Source organism: Paenibacillus sp. 2TAF8 (assembly GCF_052114825.1).
Taxonomy (GTDB): domain Bacteria; phylum Bacillota; class Bacilli; order Paenibacillales; family Paenibacillaceae; genus Paenibacillus.
Genome location: NZ_JBFRFN010000002.1, coordinates 317,895 through 340,123, shown reverse-complemented (window position 1 = coordinate 340,123; position 22,229 = coordinate 317,895). Strand labels below are relative to the sequence as shown.

Annotated in this window: 19 protein-coding genes; 12 read left to right on the top strand and 7 right to left on the bottom strand. The window is 43.0% G+C overall.

The features are described 5' to 3' along the window. Window positions 1-185: 185 nt before the first annotated feature. A complete protein-coding gene (locus tag AB4Z30_RS03575; protein ID WP_441923352.1) occupies window positions 186-1,166 on the bottom strand; it encodes an aldo/keto reductase in 981 nt (326 codons plus the stop codon). 469 nt (window positions 1,167-1,635) lie between these two features. On the opposite strand from AB4Z30_RS03575, the gene helD reads away from it, so the two are divergent. Both helD and AB4Z30_RS03565 read left to right on the top strand, forming a co-directional pair. After that, window positions 1,636-4,059 carry an RNA polymerase recycling motor HelD gene (gene helD, locus AB4Z30_RS03570; protein WP_441923350.1) on the top strand — a complete coding sequence of 808 codons (2,424 nt, stop codon included), beginning with the start codon at window positions 1,636-1,638 and terminating at the stop codon, window positions 4,057-4,059. A gap of 339 nt (window positions 4,060-4,398) precedes the next feature. Continuing rightward, a complete protein-coding gene (locus tag AB4Z30_RS03565) occupies window positions 4,399-5,148 on the top strand; it encodes a gamma-glutamyl-gamma-aminobutyrate hydrolase family protein (protein ID WP_441923348.1) in 750 nt (249 codons plus the stop codon). A 119-nt stretch (window positions 5,149-5,267) separates the two neighbouring features. Here the strand turns inward: AB4Z30_RS03565 and AB4Z30_RS03560 are convergent, their stop codons facing one another. Next, window positions 5,268-5,993: a DUF981 family protein gene (locus tag AB4Z30_RS03560; RefSeq protein ID WP_441923346.1), complete on the bottom strand. Its 726-nt coding sequence runs from the start codon at window positions 5,991-5,993 to the stop codon at window positions 5,268-5,270. A 322-nt stretch (window positions 5,994-6,315) separates the two neighbouring features. On the opposite strand from AB4Z30_RS03560, the gene AB4Z30_RS03555 reads away from it, so the two are divergent. From AB4Z30_RS03555 to AB4Z30_RS03545, 3 genes are all read left to right on the top strand, one after another. Beyond that, entirely contained in the window at window positions 6,316-6,660 is a 345-nt protein-coding gene (locus AB4Z30_RS03555) for a DoxX family protein (RefSeq protein ID WP_441923344.1), read from the top strand. Between the two features lie 25 nt (window positions 6,661-6,685). Next, entirely contained in the window at window positions 6,686-7,390 is a 705-nt protein-coding gene (locus AB4Z30_RS03550; RefSeq protein WP_441923342.1) for a response regulator transcription factor, read from the top strand. Window positions 7,391-7,527: 137 nt separating this feature from the next. Continuing rightward, entirely contained in the window at window positions 7,528-7,953 is a 426-nt protein-coding gene (locus AB4Z30_RS03545; protein ID WP_441923341.1) for a MarR family winged helix-turn-helix transcriptional regulator, read from the top strand. 181 nt (window positions 7,954-8,134) lie between these two features. On the opposite strand, the gene AB4Z30_RS03540 is transcribed toward AB4Z30_RS03545, so the two are convergent. Together AB4Z30_RS03540 and AB4Z30_RS03535 are read right to left on the bottom strand one after the other, a co-directional pair. Continuing rightward, window positions 8,135-10,456: an MMPL family transporter gene (locus AB4Z30_RS03540; protein WP_441923340.1), complete on the bottom strand. Its 2,322-nt coding sequence runs from the start codon at window positions 10,454-10,456 to the stop codon at window positions 8,135-8,137. An 81-nt stretch (window positions 10,457-10,537) separates the two neighbouring features. Continuing rightward, window positions 10,538-11,155, bottom strand: a complete 618-nt coding sequence (locus tag AB4Z30_RS03535; RefSeq protein ID WP_441923339.1) for a TetR/AcrR family transcriptional regulator — start codon at window positions 11,153-11,155, stop codon at window positions 10,538-10,540. A 1,117-nt stretch (window positions 11,156-12,272) separates the two neighbouring features. Here AB4Z30_RS03535 and AB4Z30_RS03530 point away from each other — a divergent pair. Next, window positions 12,273-13,517, top strand: coding sequence for a saccharopine dehydrogenase family protein (locus AB4Z30_RS03530; protein ID WP_441923338.1), 1,245 nt, complete (start codon window positions 12,273-12,275; stop codon window positions 13,515-13,517). Between the two features lies 1 nt (window position 13,518). Continuing rightward, on the top strand, window positions 13,519-14,646 hold the full coding sequence (gene nspC / locus AB4Z30_RS03525; RefSeq protein ID WP_441923337.1) for a carboxynorspermidine decarboxylase: 1,128 nt from the start codon (window positions 13,519-13,521) through the stop codon (window positions 14,644-14,646). A 128-nt stretch (window positions 14,647-14,774) separates the two neighbouring features. Here nspC and AB4Z30_RS03520 read toward each other — a convergent pair whose 3' ends face one another. Continuing rightward, window positions 14,775-15,557, bottom strand: a complete 783-nt coding sequence (locus AB4Z30_RS03520) for an SDR family NAD(P)-dependent oxidoreductase (protein ID WP_441923336.1) — start codon at window positions 15,555-15,557, stop codon at window positions 14,775-14,777. Between the two features lie 113 nt (window positions 15,558-15,670). Between AB4Z30_RS03520 and AB4Z30_RS03515 the strand changes: the two genes are divergently transcribed. Both AB4Z30_RS03515 and AB4Z30_RS03510 read left to right on the top strand, forming a co-directional pair. Then, the gene (locus AB4Z30_RS03515) at window positions 15,671-16,027 is read left to right on the top strand and encodes a MerR family transcriptional regulator (protein WP_441923334.1); all 357 of its coding nucleotides are present in this window, start codon (window positions 15,671-15,673) and stop codon (window positions 16,025-16,027) included. 143 nt (window positions 16,028-16,170) lie between these two features. Continuing rightward, entirely contained in the window at window positions 16,171-17,043 is an 873-nt protein-coding gene (locus tag AB4Z30_RS03510; protein WP_441923332.1) for a YitT family protein, read from the top strand. Between the two features lie 94 nt (window positions 17,044-17,137). On the opposite strand, the gene AB4Z30_RS03505 is transcribed toward AB4Z30_RS03510, so the two are convergent. Beyond that, entirely contained in the window at window positions 17,138-17,809 is a 672-nt protein-coding gene (locus tag AB4Z30_RS03505; protein WP_441923330.1) for a cyclase family protein, read from the bottom strand. Between the two features lie 172 nt (window positions 17,810-17,981). Here AB4Z30_RS03505 and AB4Z30_RS03500 point away from each other — a divergent pair, with 172 nt between their 5' ends. From AB4Z30_RS03500 to AB4Z30_RS03490, 3 genes are all read left to right on the top strand, one after another. Continuing rightward, window positions 17,982-18,179 carry a hypothetical protein gene (locus tag AB4Z30_RS03500; RefSeq protein WP_240036701.1) on the top strand — a complete coding sequence of 66 codons (198 nt, stop codon included), beginning with the start codon at window positions 17,982-17,984 and terminating at the stop codon, window positions 18,177-18,179. Window positions 18,180-18,399: 220 nt separating this feature from the next. Beyond that, entirely contained in the window at window positions 18,400-19,533 is a 1,134-nt protein-coding gene (locus tag AB4Z30_RS03495; protein WP_441923328.1) for a serine hydrolase domain-containing protein, read from the top strand. A 355-nt stretch (window positions 19,534-19,888) separates the two neighbouring features. After that, the gene (locus tag AB4Z30_RS03490; protein WP_441923326.1) at window positions 19,889-21,031 is read left to right on the top strand and encodes a DUF4309 domain-containing protein; all 1,143 of its coding nucleotides are present in this window, start codon (window positions 19,889-19,891) and stop codon (window positions 21,029-21,031) included. 110 nt (window positions 21,032-21,141) lie between these two features. On the opposite strand, the gene AB4Z30_RS03485 is transcribed toward AB4Z30_RS03490, so the two are convergent. Next, a complete protein-coding gene (locus AB4Z30_RS03485) occupies window positions 21,142-22,176 on the bottom strand; it encodes a DMT family transporter (RefSeq protein ID WP_441923325.1) in 1,035 nt (344 codons plus the stop codon). Window positions 22,177-22,229 lie beyond the last annotated feature (53 nt).

Here is a 22,229-nt window from a genome sequence, read left to right as displayed (position 1 = left end):
AAGAGAGCTTAGTCAACGTCTTTGCTTTTGAATCAAACAAAATATTAGAATCAGCAATAGCCCCCATTTCCGGATAAGGAAAGGAGGGGCTGTTTGTTGTTACGATGATATTTTGAAGAACGTACACCATAGTGGCATATCGTAGACGGATCATAAGAAGCTTTATTGTGCTCCATCCATGTTGTTTATTGTGCGCCCACGACAGGATGCGGAATATAAGGCTCTTCCAGAAAAGCGACATCCTCTGAATTCAGCTTTACAGACAATGCACCCACCGCAACATCGAGATGTGAATGTTTCGTTGCGCCGATAATTGGAGCAGTCACGGTCTCTTTCTGAAGCAGCCATGCCAAAGCAATGTGTGTACGAGGCACATCATACTTCTCGGCAATAGCCGCCACCCGTTCGACAACAATGCGGTCCGCGTCACTTGTGGCATTGTACTTTGATTTCTGGATCATATCCGTCTCTGACCGATGTGTGGTCACAGACCAATCTCTTGTCAACCTGCCGGAAGCGAGTGGACTATACGGCGTAACACCAATCTTTTCCTCTTTGCAAAGTGGCAGCATCTCCCGTTCCTCTTCACGGTAAATCAGGTTCAAATGGTTCTGCATCGAAACGAATTTGGTCCAGCCATTTTTCTCCGCTGTATATAATGCTTTCTGGAACTGCCACGCAAACATGGCGGAAGCGCCAATATATCTGGCTTTACCGGACTTCACTACATCATGGAGTGCTTCCATTGTTTCTTCAATAGGGGTGTTATAGTCCCAGCGATGAATGATATACAAATCCACATAATCGGTTTCGAGTCGTTTGAGACTTTTGTCAATTTCACTTAAAATKGCTTTCCTGGACAACCCGGAACCGTTGGGACCTTCATGCATTCGGCCATGAACCTTGGTCGCAATCACGACTTCATCCCGGCTCGCATAGTCCTTTAATGCGCGTCCTAAATATTCTTCACTTGTCCCGAGAGAGTAGATATTGGCCGTATCAAAAAAATTAATACCTAGATCCAGTGCCTTACGAATAACGGATCGGGAGTCTTCTTCATTTAGAACCCACTCATGAACCCATTTACTGGCGTCTCCAAAGCCCATACATCCGAGACAGAAGCGCGAGATATCGAGTCCTGTATTGCCAAGCTTAACGTATTCCATCGTAATCACATTTCCTTTCTACTCAAAATTGCCACGTATTCCACATATTTAATAGGATGGCTGTTTTCTGTTCTATTATGTCATGATTCTCTAATGAAACTGTAGTTCATTTCAATCAAAAGTTTGCCTGATCCGATCAACATGTGGAGTAGGAGTCAGTCCTTTACGTATAGAAACGTAGAGCACCTAACAAAATAAAGCCCCTTGGAATATACCAAAGGGCTTTAAGAAGAGTAAGTTATCATTTAAAATGTTGTGGCTTTGAAATGCAGAGGTCCCATGACTGTAAATAACAAAAAAAGATTGAACGCGAAAATACGCTGTGATATAATCATGAGCGCAGTTGATTTTTGTGGCATATGTATTTGATGTATCATTATTTACTCTATAATAATCATACATCGAATTCTTCGATTTGTCAATGCGTTTTTTTATCTAAAAAATGGGTTGAGGAGTGTGGTTAACGGATATGGCAGAAACGAACGAGTGGCAATTGGAAAAAGAAAGATTAGTTCACGTGCGAAACGAACTGCAGGCGAGACTTGATGAACTTGAACCCCAAGTTGAAGGTCTTGCGGATCAGGCCTCCGAAATTCGCAAACGTTTCTGGGAAGAAGTCACGATTAATACGGGTTCATACACGGATTTTGAAGAAGCCTTTTATACAATTAATCAGCAAGCGAGAGTTCTGGCTGAGCGAGAACGTGGACATAAGTTGTTATTGCAACAGTGGAAAAATGTAAACCGTTTGTTGCCTTTACCTTACTTCGGACGTATTGATTTTAAGGAAAAGGGTCTTAGTATCACGGAGCAAATTTACATCGGTGTGTCTTCTTTTACGGACAAAGAAGGGTTGAATTTTCTAATTTATGATTGGCGTACGCCGATAGCGAGTCTTTATTACGACTATGGCTCCGGTTCGGCAGATTATGAGACACCTATGGGGAAAATCGAGGGGACGGTTGAACTGAAACGTCAGTTTCAAATTCAGGATGGTCAGTTGCTGGGCATGTTTGATGCGAGTGAAACAATCGGGGATGTCATGCTCCAGGAGGTGCTCTCCAAAGGTGCGAATTCTCAGATGAAAAGCATTGTAGCAACGATTCAAAAGGAACAGAATGCCATCATCCGGGATGATCGCAGTCGAATGCTGATTGTGCAAGGAGCAGCAGGTAGCGGGAAGACATCCGCTGCGCTTCAGCGAGTGGCCTATCTATTATATAAACATCGCCAGACGATCAAGGCTGATCAGATGGTTCTTTTTTCGCCAAATCCGATGTTTTCCAGTTACATCTCGAGTGTATTGCCTGAGCTAGGTGAAGAGAACATTCAACAGACGACGTTTCAGGAGTATTTGAATTATTGGCTGGGATCTAGTTTGAGTCCGGAAGATCCGCTTGACCAAATGGAATATGTGCTTACTGCTGGTGGGCAACCAAGTTACGCTGCTCGTATGGAAGGTATTCGCTATAAAGCATCCGCGGAATTTATGAAAGCTTTGAAGAACTATGGGGAATGGCTTGGACGGGAAGGGTTAAACTTTATCGGCATCCGGTTCCGTGAACGTGAGTTTATTACTGCAACTCAAATGAAGGCACAATTCTCTACGTATGATATCCACCTTTCGCTACCAAGTCGTATATTGTTATTACAGGAATGGTTACTGAAACAGCTGGCTATTCTAGAGCAACAGGAACGACAAGCGGATTGGGTGGAGGAAGAGTTGAATTACCTCGACACGGATGACTACGCGGATGCATACGGTAAGCTGCACAAGGAAAAGGCCGTGTTCGAAGTGGCAGAGCAGTATGCAGCACGGGAGAATTCTGGCAAACACCCTGACCTGGATGAAGGCTCATTTGATTTTCTGGAGCGAGAAGAAGAATTGTTACGGCGAAAAATAGTGAAACAGACGTTCAAGCCGTTAAGGAAGCGTGTACGAAAGTTCAAGTTCGTCAATGTTCAGTCAGCTTATGAACAACTATTTGTAGATGCCGTAGCTTATCAAGAACGTACGAATGTAGCGGCAGTTCCACCTCACTGGGATGAAATCTGTAAACAAACCAAAGACATGTTGCGTCAGAACAAGTTATTCCATGAAGATGCTACCCCGTATTTATATGTAAAAGAAATGATCGAAGGCATTAGAATCAACACGGATATCCGTTATGTGTTCGTTGACGAGGGTCAGGATTATTCGGCGTTTCAATATGAATATCTCAAAAAGCTGTTTCCTCGTGCCCGTATGACGGTCCTCGGTGATTTCGGTCAAGCGATCTATATGCAGGCTACAGAACTTGCTGCGGTCGATTCTCCTTTAATCGGGCTATATGGAGACAAAGAAACAACACTTATTCGTCTTGTCCAGAGCTATCGCTCGACTCGTGAAATTGTTGAATTCACGAGGGCGATGCTACCGGGTGGCAATGAGATTGTGGCTTTTGACAGAAGGGAACAGAAACCGGCTTTAATCCGGGTAGAAGCAGGAGGGATTGAGCGTTGTGATGAGTTGATCCAATCTGACGTTGAGGCGCTTCAGACAGAGGGTTTCCGTTCGATTGCCATCATAACCAAAACGGCAGCCGAGAGTTACCTTGCATATGAACGTTTACGAGAGATCGGCGTAGAGGGACTAAAGCTGATTACGAAAGACACGGAGCAGTTTGAGAAGGGCGTGATGGTTATTCCAGTGTACCTTGCCAAAGGTGTGGAATTCGATGCAGTGCTTGTATATGATGCCTCCGCAGTTCGATACGGGGAAGAATATGACCGCAAACTTCTTTACACAGCTTGTACTCGCGCTATGCATAGGTTACATCTATATTCGTTGAAGGAATGGTCGCCTTTTGTGCAGGTATTGCCTGAAAAATTGTATCATTTAAAAAGTGTATAAGTTCTCCTTTTCCATAGTATAAATTTCTGCCTCAACTGCGAATTTATTTAAAACGGCTGACATGCAGCTGTCCAGATGCAACAGTTGATTCAACGAGTTTCGCTTTTAATAACGCCATAAGAGAGTCGCTACAATAGCGGCTTTTTTGGCGTTATTCTCTAATTTCCCTAATGCTAACAACGAATGTAACGGGTAAGGGAATGCAAGATTTTGTACATTTTGTTCAACCGGAAGTCTGATAAAATAAAGCAAACATATGAATATAAATCTAAAACAACATACATCAATTAAACAACGAATGAAGCACTGAATACAATATAAAGCAGGAGGTAGCTTGAGATGAACAAACCAATGATTGGGGTACTGCCCTTGTATGATACGGACAAAAAAAGTTACTGGATGCTTCCTGACTATATGAAGGCCATAGAAGATTCAGGGGGTATACCGGTGATGTTGCCATTAACGACGGATGAGGACATGATCACAACACTGGCGAACGCCTTTGACGGGTTTCTGTTTACCGGCGGTCATGATGTCAATCCGGAACTTTACAATGAAAGGTTGCAGAGCGTCTGTGGCGAGTTGTGTATAGAGCGGGATCGGATGGAGGCTGTTCTTTTTCAAAAAGTGATAGCTCACGGTAAACCAGCCTTCGGTATATGCCGTGGGTTACAGCTCTTTAACGCAATATTAGGGGGAACGTTATATCAGGATATCCCGACAGATATGGGTGCCGAGCGGAAAGTTATTCACCAACAAAAACCCCCGTATACGAATCTCGTACATTCCGTACATATTGAAAAAGATAATCTGCTGCATGATATCTTGCAGACGGATCAGATTCAGGTTAACAGCTATCACCATCAGGGCATCAAAACGTTGTCCGATCAATTAGTGGCTGTTGCCATTGCGGAGGATGGATTGGTTGAATCTGTCGTCATGCCCGGCTATTCGTTCGTACTCGCAGTTCAGTGGCATCCGGAGTATAGTTATGCCGTTGACGGGTACAGTCAGAAGTTATTTGCGGCTTTTGTCAGTGCCTGTAGTTCAGCACGATTGAGCAGGCCTGTGCAGAACATTACGGCTTGATTCTAGTTCGATGGATATGGAGATAGAACATAAATCACTTTCAAGTATATGTTATAGCATGTACTTGAAAGTGATTAGCTGTTCTAAAGGACATTAGAGTGTGGTTTATTTGGTTTAGTTTATTTCATCGTATGAACAATCAAACCAATGTGGGTGAAGTAGTTAAGAACTCCAAAACCAACAAAAATAATACCAGCGATAAGCCACAAGTACTTCACAGTGCGGATTAGCTTGAGATTAGGTTTATCTTTTAAAATAAAGGGGAAAATACATGCTCCAATACCCGTAATGGCAATTAATAGAGACATAAATGTTGCTTCGATCATCGGATAATCAGCAAACCAGCCTGAGATCGGTTCTTCCGGGGGAGCTGCGAATAACTGAAAACCAACCCCTGCGAAGCTGATGGAGATCAGAGCGAGTCCCATAGCCGCTGCAAAGTAAGAAAGTGGTCTAAGGAGATAGGGCAATTCAGCTCGAAGTTTTCCGGATATTAAGTTTGCATCCTCCATGTTTAAACCTGCTTTGTGATATTGATTGGATTTTCTCCAAAGAATGAACGTGGCACCCCATAATAAGGCACCAAATGCCAAAACAGGTTCACCGAAAATAATATCATCGAAAGGAAATCCGACCTTGGATAAAGGCCACGTCAATGTCATGTGCGCACCCGTAAGGGTTAAAATGAATCCGGTAATCCCAAACCCTACAGCCCAGCCTTCCAAGTGAGTAACCTTAGATCGAAATACGTCTGCGCTAAATTTTAAAATCATTAACAAGGCTACTCCTGTAGCAACGGACATCAATGTGTTATACATTGAAGTTGCTGACCAATCAATAATCATTTCATCATCAAACTCCCTATCTTAAAATTAACATGCATTAGCATATAACTTAATTTGTGAAAATTCAATTCCTTTTTTTAAATTTCAAAGAATCTAAGAGACGTCATTCTATAAAGTTTAATATTAAGGTTGACAATATGTAAAATTTAAAACAAAATATATGCCATAGCATATAGATTGCAAAATAAAACGGGCAATAAAAAATGTAGGTGCTCGCAAATCAATTAACATATTTTGATTGCAGACTTACAAGCATAATACATGGTATAGCATGTATTTGATCTGCGATCTATATGTAATAAAAAATGAAAGAAGGCTCGTTATGTTCATTTTTATTGCGGTTTTACAGGTTCTGTTAGGCCTCTTTTTCCTGGTCACAGGAAGCAAAATTATTTCGGGGAAGATGGCCGATGAATTCAAACGTTTTGGATTGCCCTCGTTTTTTAATGTATTGACCGGATCGTTTGAGATTGTTGGAGCTATTGGTATGCTTGCCGGCATATGGATACCTGGTGTTGCATTTTGGGCAGGTTTGCTACTGGCAGGTACAATGCTTGCTGGAGCCTCTACATTGATTGTTTTGGCTAAGGATCCAATCGAAAAGGCCGTTCCTGCCATTGTTCTGTTTGTTCTTAGTATGACGGTATCACTGTATCATTTCTTTTAAGTGCTGAATAAGGAGGAGACGTCAGATGGGACTGCAATCGCAGCAAATTTTAATTGTTGAAGATGAACTGAGAATTCGAAATCTTCTGCGGTTGTATCTAGAGAGAGAAGGTTTTCAGGTAGATGAAGCTACCACAGGAGAGAGTGGTCTGGAGAAAGCACTTCGTTTTGACTACGATCTGTTGATCCTTGATGTCATGTTACCCGGCATGGATGGTTTTTTCGTAACCTCACGAATACGTCAATATAAGACAACGCCCATCCTAATCTTAACTGCAAAAGATAGTGAAAAGGATGTTATTCGAGGTTTTGAGTCAGGAGCGGATGATTATGTCACCAAACCGTTTAGTCCTCGTGAAGTCGTTCATCGTATTAGAAGTGTCGTTCGGAGAATGCAAGGGGTGAATAACGAAAATCTTACTTCTCATCGAAGATTGAAATTGCGTGATTTCATTGTGGAAGAGGATCACAAATTGTCTTCCAGAGGAAAAGAGATTCATTTGACTCCTAAAGAATACGAATTGTTATTTTATTTAGCGACGTCACCAGATAAGTTATTTTCGAGAGAGAATATACTTCAACATGTATGGAACTATGATTATAGTGTGGACTATCGCACCGTAGACACACACATCAAACGAATTCGGGAAAAGCTTGATGACATTTCGGCGGGTTCATCCTCTATGATCAAAACCATATGGGGATTAGGATATAAATTTGAAATTGATTAGGGTGTGTCTGAAAACGCTGAAGAAATCAGCTAAACACAATCATTAAAGCCGCCTCATTCCTTGATGAGTGTCGTTTGTAACATTCGTTCAGATCACCTATAATTGGGTGTAAGAAAATGATGAATGAGGGTACAACAATGGACTTATACAATGTGACTGGTTTTTTAATTCACCGGACGGATCTCAAGCTTACGAATTACTTTATCAAACAATTGAAACCTTACGAGGTCACGCCTGAACAATGGAGTATTATTTCTTATATGGATATCGATAAAGCTACAACTCAAAAAGAGCTGGCTGAGGCTATCGATCGGGATCAAACGACTGTCGTTCGAATGATTCATTCATTAGAACGAAAAGGAATGGTTCGACGTATTGTTAATGATCAAGATAAACGTTCACACCATTTGTATTTGTCTCCAAAAGGGGAAGAAGTGAAACAAAAGTTGTTGTTAACAGTCAAAGACGCTCATAACTATGTTACCCGAGGGATAGAACCCGAGGAACTCGAACAGCTCAAAGCCATATTAGAAAAATTGTATATGAATGTGCGAGAGGATTAGGTGAATTTAAGCTAGGATGTTAAAGCGCCCTAAATACATGCTATAGCATGTATTTAGGGGTGTGAGTTTTTGTTTTAGATAATAGGGTTAAAGTAAAGACCTCCTCATGAACTGAGGAGGTCTTTTACTTTAGGATTTGTTATTGAAGATTCATTATTGAAAATTCGTTATTGAAGATCCATTATGATTTGGAACCCGACTGCGACTTAACTTCGTTTTGGGCATTGAGGGAAGCAATCAGCTTTTCACCTTCAACATCGAGGTTAGGAAGGATGCGATCCAGCCATTTCGGAAGAGACCAAGCTTTATCGCCAAACATCGCCATAATGGCAGGAACGAGAGCCATGCGAATGATAAAAGCATCAACTAAAATACCTATCGCGAGTGTAAACCCAATCTGTTTAATCATGACATCATCAGTAAAGATAAAACCAGCGAATACGGAAACCATAATAACCGCTGCGGCAACAACGACACGACTAACCTGATTATAACCATGTACGACGGATTCAGTTCCGCGGTGACCATGAACATAGGATTCGCGCATCGAGCTAACCAAGAATACCTGATAATCCATCGCAAGACCATAGAGAATACCTGTTACGATAATTGGCATGAAGCTAAGTAGCGGGCCGCCTGTATCGAAACCAAAGAGGGAGTGCAACCAGCCCCATTGGAACACAGCGGTTGTCATGCCGAACGTTGCTATAATGCTAAGCAGGAAACCAATCGTTGCTTTGATCGGAACGATGATCGAGCGGAACACAAGCAACAAGATAATCAATGAAAGTAGAATGATGATACCTACATAGATCGGGAAAACCTGAGCCAGCTTGGCGGACATATCAATATTTACGGCGGTAAGTCCGGTTACGCCAAGTTTGACGTCATATGTCCTGGACATATTAGAGTCTGCTGACCGCAGGTCGTTAACCAACGTCTTGGTCAATTGATCGTTAGGACCTGTCTTGGGAATGAGACTGAAAATAGCCAAATCCTCTGTCATTCCTAAAGGTGAGACTTGAGCCACATTATTCTGGCCCTGCAGCTCCATAGCGAGTCCGCCCAGAAGCTCTGGTGTCATTTTGGCAGAGGCATTGCGTGGTTCAGCCACCAGGATCAGCGGCCCGTTAAAGCCTTCTCCGAAACCTTTCGAGATGGCATCATAGCTCTGTCTTGCATCCGTATCCAGATTCGCTGAGGAAGCTCCCGGGATGCCCATTTCCATTTTTGTAATTGGAGTTGCGGCAAAACCAAGGACAAGAATAATCGCAATAACGGTCGCCCAGCGATGTTTAATGACAAATTTTACCCATCTGTTGGCCACCCCATGACTTGATACTTCTGATGAGTTGGCAGCTTTCGCACGAGCTTTCTTCGAACAGATTCGTTCACCAACAAGACCGAGCAAGGCTGGTAGCAGAGTTAATGCAACGAATACGTTGATTAGCACCGTGGCAGCTGCGACAAGTGCCATCGTGGATAAGAAAGTGAGTCCGATAACGAGCATACCACAGAGGGCGATAATGACGGTTAAGCCGGCAAAAAATACAGCACTGCCTGATGTGCCAATTGCGCGTGCTGTAGCTTCCTGTGCACTCAGGCGTTGGTCAATAATCATCCGGCGCTGACGGTTGACGATGAAAAGTGCATAGTCGATGCCGACAGCTAAACCTACCATTAGAGCCAGAACGGATGTGACACTTGGCATATCAACAAATTTGGAGATCGAGAATGCTCCCCCAACCCCAATAGCGACACCAAGAAGGGCTGTGATCAGTGGCAGGCCAGCTGCCACAACGGAACCAAGCGTAATGAGCAGTACGATTACCGCGATAACTAAGCCCACAATTTCAGCGGAACCAACCCCGATGGACACCGATTTGAGTGTTTCACCAGGCAATACTTTGATTTGTGTTCCTTGTTCAACCTTCATGACCGATTGAATAACAGAATCAAACACATCTTGTGTAATCGCGGATTGTTCAATCGTGAATTGGAATTGAAATAGCGCTGTGCTTCCATCCGAAGAGATCAACACTCCTGGCACGGGAACGTTGTTCACTATGAATGGTCCGTATGGAGGCGGAGAGGCCGTTGCCGACTGAGCCATATTCATCGCTTGAGCTGCGTCCGCAGAAGCCCCTGAGTTGTTCGCTTGCGCAGCTGCATAGTCGGCTGGATTAATCACTTTATCCAGCCCATATACTTCGCTGACACCTTTCATAATGGCAGCTGTACGTTCAGGTGTATCCAGCCGCTCTTTGTCCGGCGCTTTGAACACAACGCTTCCTTGACCGCCGGAGGCGGCAGGCAGTTCTTTGGCAAGCTGATCCAAAACTTTCTGTGATTCTGTTCCTTCAATTTTCATTTCTGAACTGATATGGATGCCGTTGATGCTGATCATGGAGATGACGATCCCCAGAATGATCACCCAGCCAATGATGAAATATCCGGGTTTGCGAAAAGCGGTTTTTCCTATTTTATATAATAAGGTAGACATTTCTCTTTTTTACACTCCTTCTATTATAAGTATGACAATTCTGATGGTGGATTATGATTAAAAGAAGATAAAAGAAGGGGCTTAAAATCCTTTTCGCAAATGATCAAACACCGTTTCCATAAACTGTTCAAAAGGGACTGCGTCTGAACCTGATCCGGCAGGCATTTGCTTTCCAGGCAACAGTACATTGAGTCTTCCTTCAATCAAGGGCAACACGGTGCCATAAATGGCACTGATCAGCAAGTACGTGTAGATCTCGTCGTTTTGGCCGTTCGACAGGTCGAGCAGGGTTTCCTGAGCCTGAGTTTGCAGTCTGTGCATCGCAGCCAAGTAGTGAGGTTCAAGCACGGGATAAGTTCGAGACAAGATGACAAGTTGATGCAGTCTGCCAATTAATTCGGAAGTGAGTTGCATTTTAACCAGTTCATACATAATTTCCAGCAGTGAGGCATGGTCCGGAATCTCTGTGATCAGAAGTTCAAGCTCAGCCGTATTTGGCACAGATAGAGCTCCAAGCGCAACGGCTTCTTCCTTGCATGTAAAGTAGTTGGCAAATGTTCTACGCGAGCATCCAACCTGCTGCACGATATCTTCTACCGTGAATCCATCGAGTCCATGCTCCAGCGTCAGGTTAAAAGCAACTCCGGCAAGTGCTTTTTCTGTAGCTTTTTTTTTTAAGTGTCGCAACGTTCGTTTCATAATGTTATACCGCCTATGCGTTCACCTCCTTAAGATGGATTAAAGGATAATATCTAAGTATCTCATTTGTGAAAATAATCATAACACAATTTGCTCAATGTGCAAATTTACTCATTGTGCAAAGTTTTGGCCTGAATGAATATCCAATAATAGTTTATTAATATGCACTTTATTTCGATTTGAAATTTGTACTTTATAGACACAGTGCAAGCTTTGATACTCTTTGGATTACATCCCCGTAAATTGTTTGAATTATTCGTAAATCGCTGTCTGAGAACTATATAGACAAATGGAGAAACATTTTTTCGAAAAAGTATGGCTTCATTAGGAGAATATATCGATTAAATCAATACGGAAGGATAGAGGTTAAAGTGAAAATATAACAGTCATTACTTTATCTATAATTGCGCGAGAAGTGGGCTTGAATTAATGAGGGAGCATATTTATGCAGAAACGATGATCTCAAATGAAGAACGCTGAAGATGATTTTAGAGGTTATGACGAATGGTTCAAACCTGATCAAAACAAACTGAAAAATAAATTTTGAAATATCCCTTGATTTTTCGGGAAACGTCTGATAGTGTAATACCTGTGATTTTGGAAAGTTGATTTATCAATATGAATTAGAGCTTTCCAGCAGATAATTTTTGACCACTTCTACTACGGAGTTAAGGCCATACGGACAGCCGGGTCAAATGCCGATTGGCAACTTCTGTTGCCTTATTGATTGAGTTCAAAGCTCAAATTTTATAAGTTGGTTACTTTACAACCAGTGCATCTGCACATCAACTTGTGAAACGGTCAATAAGAGTGGTAAAGGCGAATTATTTGCTATATAGACTCTGATCCAATATTGATATACATGAAGAAGCTTTCCGCTGAAGGGGTTCTTATGGACTTTTTTGGTCAAGGAGTCTTCACGTCTTTTTTATGATGTATATCGACAAGCAAGTGTGATGGTGTGCGCAAAAATGCGACATTTTTCACCTTGCTTTTTTTATTGTATCAGGAGCGGGTGGACGTTGCATAATGAATCAATACAACTGCGAACGTCTTGGAATTTTACGAAAAAAACAAAACTAAAAAATCCTAATTATGGGGATAGGAGAATGAGGAAATGGGAAAAGCACTAATCATCGGCGCCGGCGGCGTGGCTTCTGTAGCAGTATACAAATGCGTTCAAAACAGCGAGGTTTTTGAAGAAATCTGTATCGCAAGCCGTACCAAATCCAAATGTGATGAACTGAAAGCAAAATTGGATGGAGGCAAAACAAAAATTTCGACAGCTCAAGTGGACGCGGACAATGTTGAAGAGCTAATTGCATTGATTAACGAGTTCCAACCGGATATCGTAATGAACTTGGCATTGCCATACCAGGATCTGACGATCATGGATGCTTGCCTGGCTACGAAAACAAACTACATGGATACAGCAAACTATGAGCCGGAAGATACGGCAAAATTCGAATACAGCTGGCAATGGGATTACAAAGAGCGTTTCGAAAAAGCAGGTATTACTGCACTGCTGGGTAGCGGATTTGACCCAGGCGTAACTGGCGTATTCTCTGCATACGCATTGAAACACTATTTTGACGAAATCGAATATATCGATATCCTCGACTGCAATGGCGGCGACCATGGTTACCCATTTGCTACCAACTTCAACCCTGAGATTAACATTCGTGAAGTTTCTGCGAACGGAAGATACTGGGAGAATGGTGAATGGATTGAAACCAAACCGATGGAAATCAAACGTGTATACGACTTCAAAGAAGTCGGCGAAAAAGATATGTACCTGTTGTACCATGAAGAGCTGGAGTCCCTGGCGAAAAACATGCCTGGCTTGAAACGCATCCGTTTCTTCATGACATTTGGTCAAAGCTATCTGACTCACCTGAAAGCTCTGGAAAACGTAGGCATGACTTCCATCGAGCCGATCGAGTTCGAAGGCAAACAAATCATTCCTTTGCAATTCCTGAAAGCTGTACTGCCTGATCCGGCATCGCTCGGACCTCGTACAGTAGGTAAAACGAACATCGGTTGTATCTTCAAAGGTAAAAAAGACGGTCAAGACAAAACATATTATGTATACAACATCTGTGACCACCAAGAGTGTTACAAAGAAGTAGGTTCCCAAGCGATCTCTTACACAACTGGTGTTCCGGCAATGATCGGTGCAGCTATGGTCATGACAGGCAAGTGGAACAAACCAGGCGTATACAACGTGGAAGAGTTCAACCCGGATCCATTCATGGAAGAACTGAACAAATGGGGACTTCCTTGGGTAGAAGACTTCAATCCGGTTCTCGTGGATGAGCTGCCAGAAGAGTCCAAAGCTAAAGAATCGGAGCTTGTTCGCTAACATGCGGTTCGAGCAATTACCGACACCCTGTTTTGTTGTTGACGAAGGTCTGATTGAGAAAAACTTGAAAATCCTGAACGGTGTAATGCAACGTACAGGAGCGAAGATCGTACTCGCGCAGAAGGCGTTCTCTATGACGGCGATGTATCCGCTCATTGGAGAGTACCTGAGCGGTGCGACTGCGAGCGGTTTGTATGAAGCGCGTCTCGGTCACGAAGAGATGGGCAAAGAGAATCATGTCTTTGCTCCGGCTTTTCGTGAGGAAGAGATGGATGAGATTGTTTCGATCTGTGATCACATCATTTTTAATTCCTTTTCACAACTGGCAAAATTCAAGGATAAAGCACTGCAAGCGGGCTGTAAGGTTGGTTTGCGTGTGAATCCAGAATGCTCCACTCAGGAAGGACACGAGATCTATGATCCGTGTGCTCCAGGTTCACGCTTCGGCGCGAAGCAGGAGGATTTCCGTGCAGAGTTGCTTGAAGGGGTATCTGGACTGCACTTCCATACACTGTGCCAGCAAAACTCGGACGACTTGGAAACAACGCTGAATGCAGTTGTTGAGAAGTTCGGGCAGTGGCTGCCACAGATGGAATGGATTAACTTCGGCGGAGGACACCATATTACCCGTGAAGATTACGACATTCCAAGACTGGAAGCTTGCATTAAACGGATGCAAGATGATTATGGTCTGGAAGTGTATCTGGAGCCGGGAGAAGCGGTTGCCCTTAATGCAGGTTATCTGGTGACTTCTGTTCTGGACTTCCACAAAAACGGCATGGATATTGCCATTTTGGATACTTCCGCAACTTGTCATATGCCAGATGTGCTGGAGATGCCTTATCGTCCGCCATTGATCGGGTCGGGTGAAGTGGGTGAGAAAGCGCACCTGTATCGTCTAGGTGGCCAAACATGTCTGTCTGGTGACGTCATTGGCGACTATTCATTTGATGAGCCTTTGAAAGAAGGCGACCGTCTTGTATTTGAAGACATGGCGATCTACTCGATGGTTAAAACCAATACGTTTAACGGCATGCCACTGCCTGCCATTGCGGTTAAACGCAAAGATGGCGATTGCGAAGTTGTACGGGAATTCGGATATCAAGATTTTAAAATGCGCTTGGCATAATACTTTATTATATATCCGAGCAATATAGAGATATTACAATAGCGATAATCATATTGCAGTACAAGTAAAAAAGGCTGTCTAAGGTCACGACTTCGTTGACCAGAGGACAGCCTTTTTTGCTACTTCGATTATTCGTTTGAATCAACAGGTTTGCTTGCAGCTCTTGTAGCATAGGGGAAGATCGGGTCTTTCAGCTCGAATTCATACGTGAGCCCATTCACAATTCCTACAACATGTTTGCTGTCATACAGGTCGAGTAAAAATCCTGCCATTTGCTCAGCTGTATGGAACTTGGGCACACGGCCTTCATATTGGAACTGATCCAGATCAAAGGCACGTTCGGCGAATTCAGTTTCTGTGGCTGCAGGTGCCAATACTTTGGCTTGCATTGGAGCGCCTTTGCTCTGGAGTTCTTGTGCCAGCCCTTCGGTAAAGGCGCTCACATAAAACTTGGTGGCGCAATATGTCACCGCATCAGGAACGATGGTATAGCCGCCTCCTGAAGAGATGTTGATGATCTGCGTACCCGGAGTATTGGCATAATCCCGAACATAAAGAGTGGAGAGAATCGTCAGTGCTTCAATATTTAAATGAAGCATTTGCTCGATTTTAGGCAGATGCTGTTCACCGACCGAAGCAAAGTTGCCAAATCCTGCGTTGTTGATCCATGTTTCAATGGAGTAACCTTTCAAGCTTTCATAAAAAGCATGTACATCTGCGGCAATGGACAGGTCCACTGTACGAACAACAACATCCAGTTCCGGGTTGATTCCGGCAATTTTATTTTTCAACATATCCAAAGCTTCAGTCCTGCGGGCTGCTAAAATGAGATGTTTGCCTCTGGCAGCAAATGCCAAAGCGGCTTCATATCCAATACCTGAGCTGGCACCAGTAATAACGGTATATTTCATGTGAATTCCTCCTGGGATAAATTTAATCTATATTGTGGGATGAGCACGAATTGATTATACTGATTAGAGTTTACTCTAAGTCAAGCCATCTGAAGGAGGAGGTGAAAACAATCATGCATACGATCGGAGAAGTAGCGGAGATGCTGGGTATTAGTGCACACACATTACGTTATTATGAGAAGGAGCAAATTATAATCCCTTTGCGGGATGCTAGTGGGGACAGACGCTATAATGAGTCGCATCTTAAATGGCTGCAGTTTGTCATCAAGCTAAAAGAAACACAAATGCCGATTGCTGTTATCAAACAGTATGCTTCTTTATTTCAAGAAGGGGAACATACGGCTCCGGAACGTTTAAAGCTGCTTGAAAACCACAAAAAAGCCGTTGAAGATCAGATGAATACCCTCCATGCGGCGAACGAAATGCTTGAACTTAAAATTACAGCATATCGATCCTTTATCGGGAAATAATGTAACGGAGATTACATGCGATCGGCTGACTGAACTGCCTTTTGCATTGCCCTTCTATTGCCAAATGTGTGATTTTTGTTATAGACTATTTTTTATGTTTGTTAAAATTCATCGTGTTTATCGTTTATCAAGGGGGAAATGGAATGCATCAACACAAAGCGCACAAGTCGAACCAGCTCAAAATCCTTTCCAAAGTGCTACTCATCATTATCGGGGGATTCATCACGGCCTATGGTCTGGAGGCCATCTTAATTCCAAACCAGGTATCCGATGGTGGCGTAACCGGTCTCAGTATCGTCGGCTCGAATTTGTTCGGATTGCCACTCGGATTACTAATTGGATTGTTGAACATTCCGTTTGTGTGGCTCGGTTACAAGCAAATTGGTAAAAGCTTTGCACTTTACTCCATCATCGGAATTGCTTCACTGGCGATCAGTGCCAGTCTGATGCATCATGTGCCTACGATTATTAAAGGGGATACATTGCTGGTTACGGTTGTAGGTGGTATCATTATCGGTTTTGGTATGGGTCTTGCACTACGTAATGGCGGAGCGCTTGATGGCATTGATATGCTTGCCGTGTTGTTATCACGTAAACTGCCGTTCGGAACGAGTGACCTGATTCTATTCCTGAACATGTTTGTATTTATTGTTGTTTCGACCGTATTTGGTCTTCAAGGCGCGATTTTGTCTGGACTGGCATACTTTATTGCTTCTAAAGTGATACATATTGTCGAAGAAGGTTTGAGTGGTTCGAAGACATTCAAGATTATTACGACACAACCGGAAGTCATGGTGGAAACGATTCGTGATCGACTCGGACGGGGAGCAACGTACACTGAGGCATATGGTGGATACTCTAACGAGCAGTTCAAGGAAATTACTTGTGTCATTAACCGGATGGAAGAGAGTAAAATCAAAGAAATTATTAACGAGATCGACCCTACAGCCTTTGTTGTTGTCTACGATGTAGCCGAAGTGAAGGGCGGCAATTTCAAGAAGAAAGACATTCACTAAGAACAAGCGTTGATAAGAGAAACCCTCTTGTCAGCGCTTTTTCTTATCTTTTTTTCAAAAAAATCAATCAACCTACTATTGTAGTCTTTCAGGGTTAATCTTCGGTAAAAACAGTAGCAAAGCTGCTATCAACACCTTCGATGTAGAGAGGGATCGCGTAAATTCTGGAGATGTGGGAAAGATCCTGATTCAGATTCAGATCTTCAATGACTAGAATGTACTTACCATCGACCCGGCCTTTGCCCAGAATAATCTGGTGAAAAGCAACGGCTTCCCCTGGATGATTCGCTGCACCAGCGGATATCACATCGATACCAATAGCGCGCAGGGAATGAAAAATCATCAGGTACTGTGCTGCAGAGGCAGATAAACCTGGGTTATGATTGGCGTACTGTTCGGGATCAGATGAGCGGATTTTGCCAAATCCCGTGCGAATCAGCAGCAGGTCAGCTCCAGCGATCTGATGCTCATAAGGCTTCAGATCAGCTTTGGTGATCAACTCATCATCACTTTTGGGAATATCAATCACCACGGGATGTGCAAAAATAAAATCATYTATCGGAATCTCACTGATTTTCTTGCCTTGAGGATTAAAATGCCACGGTGCATCAATATGTGTTCCATTATGATTGAGGCTTGAGATAACAAACTGGTTGTAAGCATCACCTTGAGCGATACTGGATTGCTGCTCTATCACAACGGGAGGATTACCTTTGTATACCGGGGTGTTCACACCCAGCGGATAAGACAAGAGAAGGCGCGTCATATTGGGAATGATCTCCTTTCCTTTGTGCGTACTTAGAATACTTGCATAAGTAGGGCTTCTGTATGGAAAGCTTTTGTATATAAGTTGAACTTGATTGGTGTGCAAGCCCTTTTTAGTTCAACTTATATAGTGCGAAGACATACATGACATTTTCAATAAGGAGGTTAGTGTGATGACGAAGCAGGACCCGCAGGAACTTTTGAAACAGAAGCATGAACAAGACGAACACAAAAGACAATTCACCAATTTCTCCCGTAACGTGTCCGGTCATGGTGAGATGGAAGCAGGGCAGGAATTTAGTCAGGATCACGTAACGGATGACCAGAACCGTATGAAATCGGTTGAGAATAGAAGAGCTTATCCAAATTAACGTACAAATATGGTGGTGAGGTAATTAGCTGGTCCGGTTATGGATCAGCTTTTTGCATTTGAAAAGCAATACCTCGCCTGACGAAATTAACATTTAATCAAACTAGTCAACAGGTTCAAAAGGTCGTATAGTAGTATATGTCGTAGGGAAGAGAAGTATATTTCACGAAGTGCTCCTCGTGGCACAAACAAAACAATTTTACATATAAGGATGGGGAAATATGGACTTTAAACCGGTTGCTTCATTAATTGATCGCTTAACCTCATGGAGAGTTCCATGGGCAGAAGTGCTTATTATGCATCAAAACGAAACCGTTTTCCAGTATCGCAATGGATTCGAAAATCTGGAGGAGAAGACGCCAATTCGCGACAACGCAATCTTTAATCTCTACTCCATGACCAAGATTATGACCTGTGTTGCTGCATTGCAACTGGTTGAGAAAGGGGATATCCTTTTACTTGACCCGTTGTCTCAGTATTTACCTGAATTTAAAGAAATGCAGGTGAAGAAGGCATTGCCTAATGGCGAGGTGTACTATGAGAAAGCGATAAGACCTATTACCGTGCGTGATTTGTTTACGATGACTGCTGGTTTTTCATATGATATCCATTCGCCGAGTATCAAGGAAGCGGTGGAACGTACCCAAGGCAAGATGCCGACGCGGGAGTTTGCGAGAGCTGTGGCCAAGGAACCGCTGATGTTTGAGCCGGGCACACACTGGAATTACAGCATGTGTCATGACGTGCTTGGTGCACTGGTCGAAGTCGTAAGTGGAAAACGATTCGGCACTTATTTGCAAGATGAGATTATTAAACCGCTTGGTATGCATGATACCACCTTTGATCTGAACGAAGATCAACAGTCTCGCTTGATTCCGCAATATCTTTTTGATGAAGAGCAAGATAAAGCGGTACGAATGGACGGCAACGGTTTCCGCGTAGGTACGGAACTGGATAGTGGCGGTGCCGGATTGTTATCCACCGTGAACGATTACGCCAAGTTCCTGAATGCACTGACCGGATTTGGCATAAGCCCTGAAGGCGTGCGAATTTTGTCCCGGGCTTCCGTGGAGCTCATGAGAGCCGATCATCTGAATGACATGACACGACCAGACTTTTCATGGGATCATATGTATGGTTACGGATATGGGCTCGGCGTTCGCACACATATCTCCCCAGCAGGCAGTGGATCACTGAGTCCGGTTGGCGAATTTGGATGGGCCGGTGCGGCCGGCTGTATGGCCATTATGGACCCGGATTCCGGGCTGACAGTAATGTATGCGCAGCATCTCTTGAACAGTCAGGAGCATTATGTTCAGCGTCGTTTGCGTAACGCCGTGTACTCTTGCCTTTAAGACAGCTCTATAGATGTATGCTTGCTTAAGTACTATTAATTCATTTCAAACCCTGCTGAGGAATAACAGTGGGGTTTTTGTTTGTATTAAATGGTATAGGAGACCGGCTACGTATTCCCTGTTCTTTATATATTTTCGTAAGAGAAAGTATGATATTATAGTTTAGGCAATTGGAACTAGAGGGAGATGTTTCCTCCAGATCAAATAACACCGAAAGGAGAGAGCGAACGAGAGAGAGAGAGGATAATTAACTCGGATCTAATTAGAAATATCAATATAAGGAGACTAAACGTAAAAGAAATACTCAGGTTTGTAGAAATTAATTAAATATTAAATACATAAAGGAGCTTACATCATGACTTATACGAAACATCATACGAAATGGGCAATTCTGATGCTCTTAACTTTGATTGCTCCTATGCTTAGTGCATTGTTTCTCGTTCCAGGAGACGTTAGCGCTAAAGGAAAGCAGATTGCAGCTGAACAGCTGAAGCAACAGAGTAGACTTTCGTTTACACTACGAGATGCACAGCAGACTGCATATACGGTTTATATTTTTGCCGATGACGAAGAAGCTAGCACATTAATCGGGCCAGATAGCCAGACCAAAAATAAAGCTGGAGATGTAAGTTATTCCGGTACATATCGTGCAGCACTTCTCAAGTCGGGAGCCCCATTCGGAACGGTGCAGAATGTTAAATTGGGATTAAATAAGATTATATTACCTCAAACTTGGAATTTTGTGGTGAATAGCAAGGAGAATGGTGTTCCTGATCTTTTGATGATTACAGAGTGGGGTGCATCAAATGTAAATATGATTAAAACGTTTGTGATTCAATCGGGTGAGTTGAAGCGTGTAAATTATTTTCAGCACAATGGCAAATCCATAGGGAACTCTTTTATTGCGATGAGAGATGGGGGTATTCGGGCACTGTCAGGTGGTCGTGTACAGTTCAGGTATTATAATAATGGGCAGGGTATTTACGAATTCTATACCTTTAAAATGAATGTAAAGCAATTACAGATGCGTATCGATGATAATCGAAATCAAAAGGTTGCAGACTGGCCTAATTCTGGAGTCGGGAATCGTGCTTACCTGAAGAGTCTCAAGGATGCTGCCTCCAAAGGACAGCTACCTGGACGGACAGATATTACAACAGGCCTGACGTTGCAAACGGTGCAAAAGAAACTGGGTAAACCTAAATCCAGGTCTAATGGAGAGTGGGGTGCTTTATACAATTATGCTAACTTTGGTATCGGATTTGATTCCTACCTGCATGAATTGAAAAGCAAATCTCGCGTTTCCGTCATTGAGCTTTACAATGAGAAGCAGTATCTTTCCCCTGGTGATATAAAGATGTGGCTCGGAAAACCGTCTTCGGAATATTACAATGAAGCCGTTGGCGGATACGAGATGATATATAAATGGGGTAAGCATGGTATTATGTTCAATTATGAAGAAAAAGAAGACTTGATTGATTACACTGTAATTTACTAATCTAGTCCTGTTTAAAACATAAAAGTACAAGCTAAAAGATCACAAAGTATCTCATTTTCTAATTTCAGCAGACATAATCGTGGTGCTACTGTATAAAGAAAAGCCGCTAATTAGCGGCTTTTTGTCATTCGAAGTGAACGTACCCGGTTGACCAAATAAATGCCAACAGAAACTAATATTAACGCAACAAGGTTTTTCAGTTCCCATATCGTTTCTCCGAGAAAAAGTGCAGATAACAGTGCGCCAAAGATAGGGATTAGGAAGTTGTAGACCGATACTTTGCCAACTTTGTTGTATTTGAGAAGCAGATTCCACAGGCAGAAGGCCACGGATGACAGCAAGGCCAGATAAACCAGATTCAGTGTGGATTCCCATGTAAAATGTGTAACTTGACCGCCGAGCGAGAGGCCGAGCAAAGTCAGTACCAGTCCGCCAACCAGCAGGCTGACACCTGTGATCATCATAACATCAATTGCTGCAGTTAAACGCTTCGCATATATGGCTGTGATCGAGAAAACGAGGGCAGCCATAATAATAAACCCTTCTCCTGTGAAAGAGAATGAAAAGGTAAGCAAGTCTGCATGAAAGTTGACGATAATGACACCAATGAACCCGAGCACACAGCCCATGATTTTGTTACGGCTCAGCTTATCATTTTTATAGATAAAATGGGCCAGAACAACGCTGAAAAACGTCGTTGTTGCATTCATGATGGAGCCTTTGACACCAGTGGTGTTCGCTACGCCTACATAAAAAAACATATATTGCAGTCCTGTCTGCAGCACGCCGAGTATGCTCAAACTTGCCCATTCACGTCCGCTAAGCTTGAGCCTGCGTCTAAATCCAACACGGTAAAGAAGTAGAAGCAATATTCCTGCCAAGCTGAATCGATACCCGGCAAAAACGTACTTTGAAGCGATATCTTCGGGCAGAATATGAAAAGCTACGTAACCGAGTTTAATGGAAGGATAGGCACTTCCCCATAATAAACAGCATAAGCCTGCAACGAGCATGACGACGAACGGATCGCTAAATTTGCTTCGATGTTCCTGTACGCCTGAAATGGTGCTTTCTGTTGCTGTAATATCTTGTTTTGCATTCTCTATTGCCTTTGAACTGGTAAGTGTTGACTCTCTTTCAATCACGCTTAATCTTCTCCTCGCTTGTTGTGCACACCTGTATGTATGATGATAATGTC

What these genes read in the sequence shown, in the direction of transcription:
- helD (WP_441923350.1), top strand. Translation starts at nt 1,636, where the DNA reads ATGGCAGAAACGAACGAGTGGCAATTGGAAAAAGAAAGATTAGTTCAC.
- AB4Z30_RS03565 (WP_441923348.1), top strand. Translation starts at nt 4,399, where the DNA reads ATGAACAAACCAATGATTGGGGTACTGCCCTTGTATGATACGGACAAA.
- AB4Z30_RS03560 (WP_441923346.1), bottom strand. Translation starts at nt 5,993, where the DNA reads ATGATTATTGATTGGTCAGCAACTTCAATGTATAACACATTGATGTCC.
- AB4Z30_RS03555 (WP_441923344.1), top strand. Translation starts at nt 6,316, where the DNA reads ATGTTCATTTTTATTGCGGTTTTACAGGTTCTGTTAGGCCTCTTTTTC.
- AB4Z30_RS03550 (WP_441923342.1), top strand. Translation starts at nt 6,686, where the DNA reads ATGGGACTGCAATCGCAGCAAATTTTAATTGTTGAAGATGAACTGAGA.
- AB4Z30_RS03545 (WP_441923341.1), top strand. Translation starts at nt 7,528, where the DNA reads ATGGACTTATACAATGTGACTGGTTTTTTAATTCACCGGACGGATCTC.
- AB4Z30_RS03540 (WP_441923340.1), bottom strand. Translation starts at nt 10,456, where the DNA reads ATGTCTACCTTATTATATAAAATAGGAAAAACCGCTTTTCGCAAACCC.
- AB4Z30_RS03535 (WP_441923339.1), bottom strand. Translation starts at nt 11,155, where the DNA reads ATGAAACGAACGTTGCGACACTTAAAAAAAAAAGCTACAGAAAAAGCA.
- AB4Z30_RS03530 (WP_441923338.1), top strand. Translation starts at nt 12,273, where the DNA reads ATGGGAAAAGCACTAATCATCGGCGCCGGCGGCGTGGCTTCTGTAGCA.
- nspC (WP_441923337.1), top strand. Translation starts at nt 13,519, where the DNA reads ATGCGGTTCGAGCAATTACCGACACCCTGTTTTGTTGTTGACGAAGGT.
- AB4Z30_RS03520 (WP_441923336.1), bottom strand. Translation starts at nt 15,557, where the DNA reads ATGAAATATACCGTTATTACTGGTGCCAGCTCAGGTATTGGATATGAA.
- AB4Z30_RS03515 (WP_441923334.1), top strand. Translation starts at nt 15,671, where the DNA reads ATGCATACGATCGGAGAAGTAGCGGAGATGCTGGGTATTAGTGCACAC.
- AB4Z30_RS03510 (WP_441923332.1), top strand. Translation starts at nt 16,171, where the DNA reads ATGCATCAACACAAAGCGCACAAGTCGAACCAGCTCAAAATCCTTTCC.
- AB4Z30_RS03500 (WP_240036701.1), top strand. Translation starts at nt 17,982, where the DNA reads ATGACGAAGCAGGACCCGCAGGAACTTTTGAAACAGAAGCATGAACAA.
- AB4Z30_RS03495 (WP_441923328.1), top strand. Translation starts at nt 18,400, where the DNA reads ATGGACTTTAAACCGGTTGCTTCATTAATTGATCGCTTAACCTCATGG.
- AB4Z30_RS03490 (WP_441923326.1), top strand. Translation starts at nt 19,889, where the DNA reads ATGACTTATACGAAACATCATACGAAATGGGCAATTCTGATGCTCTTA.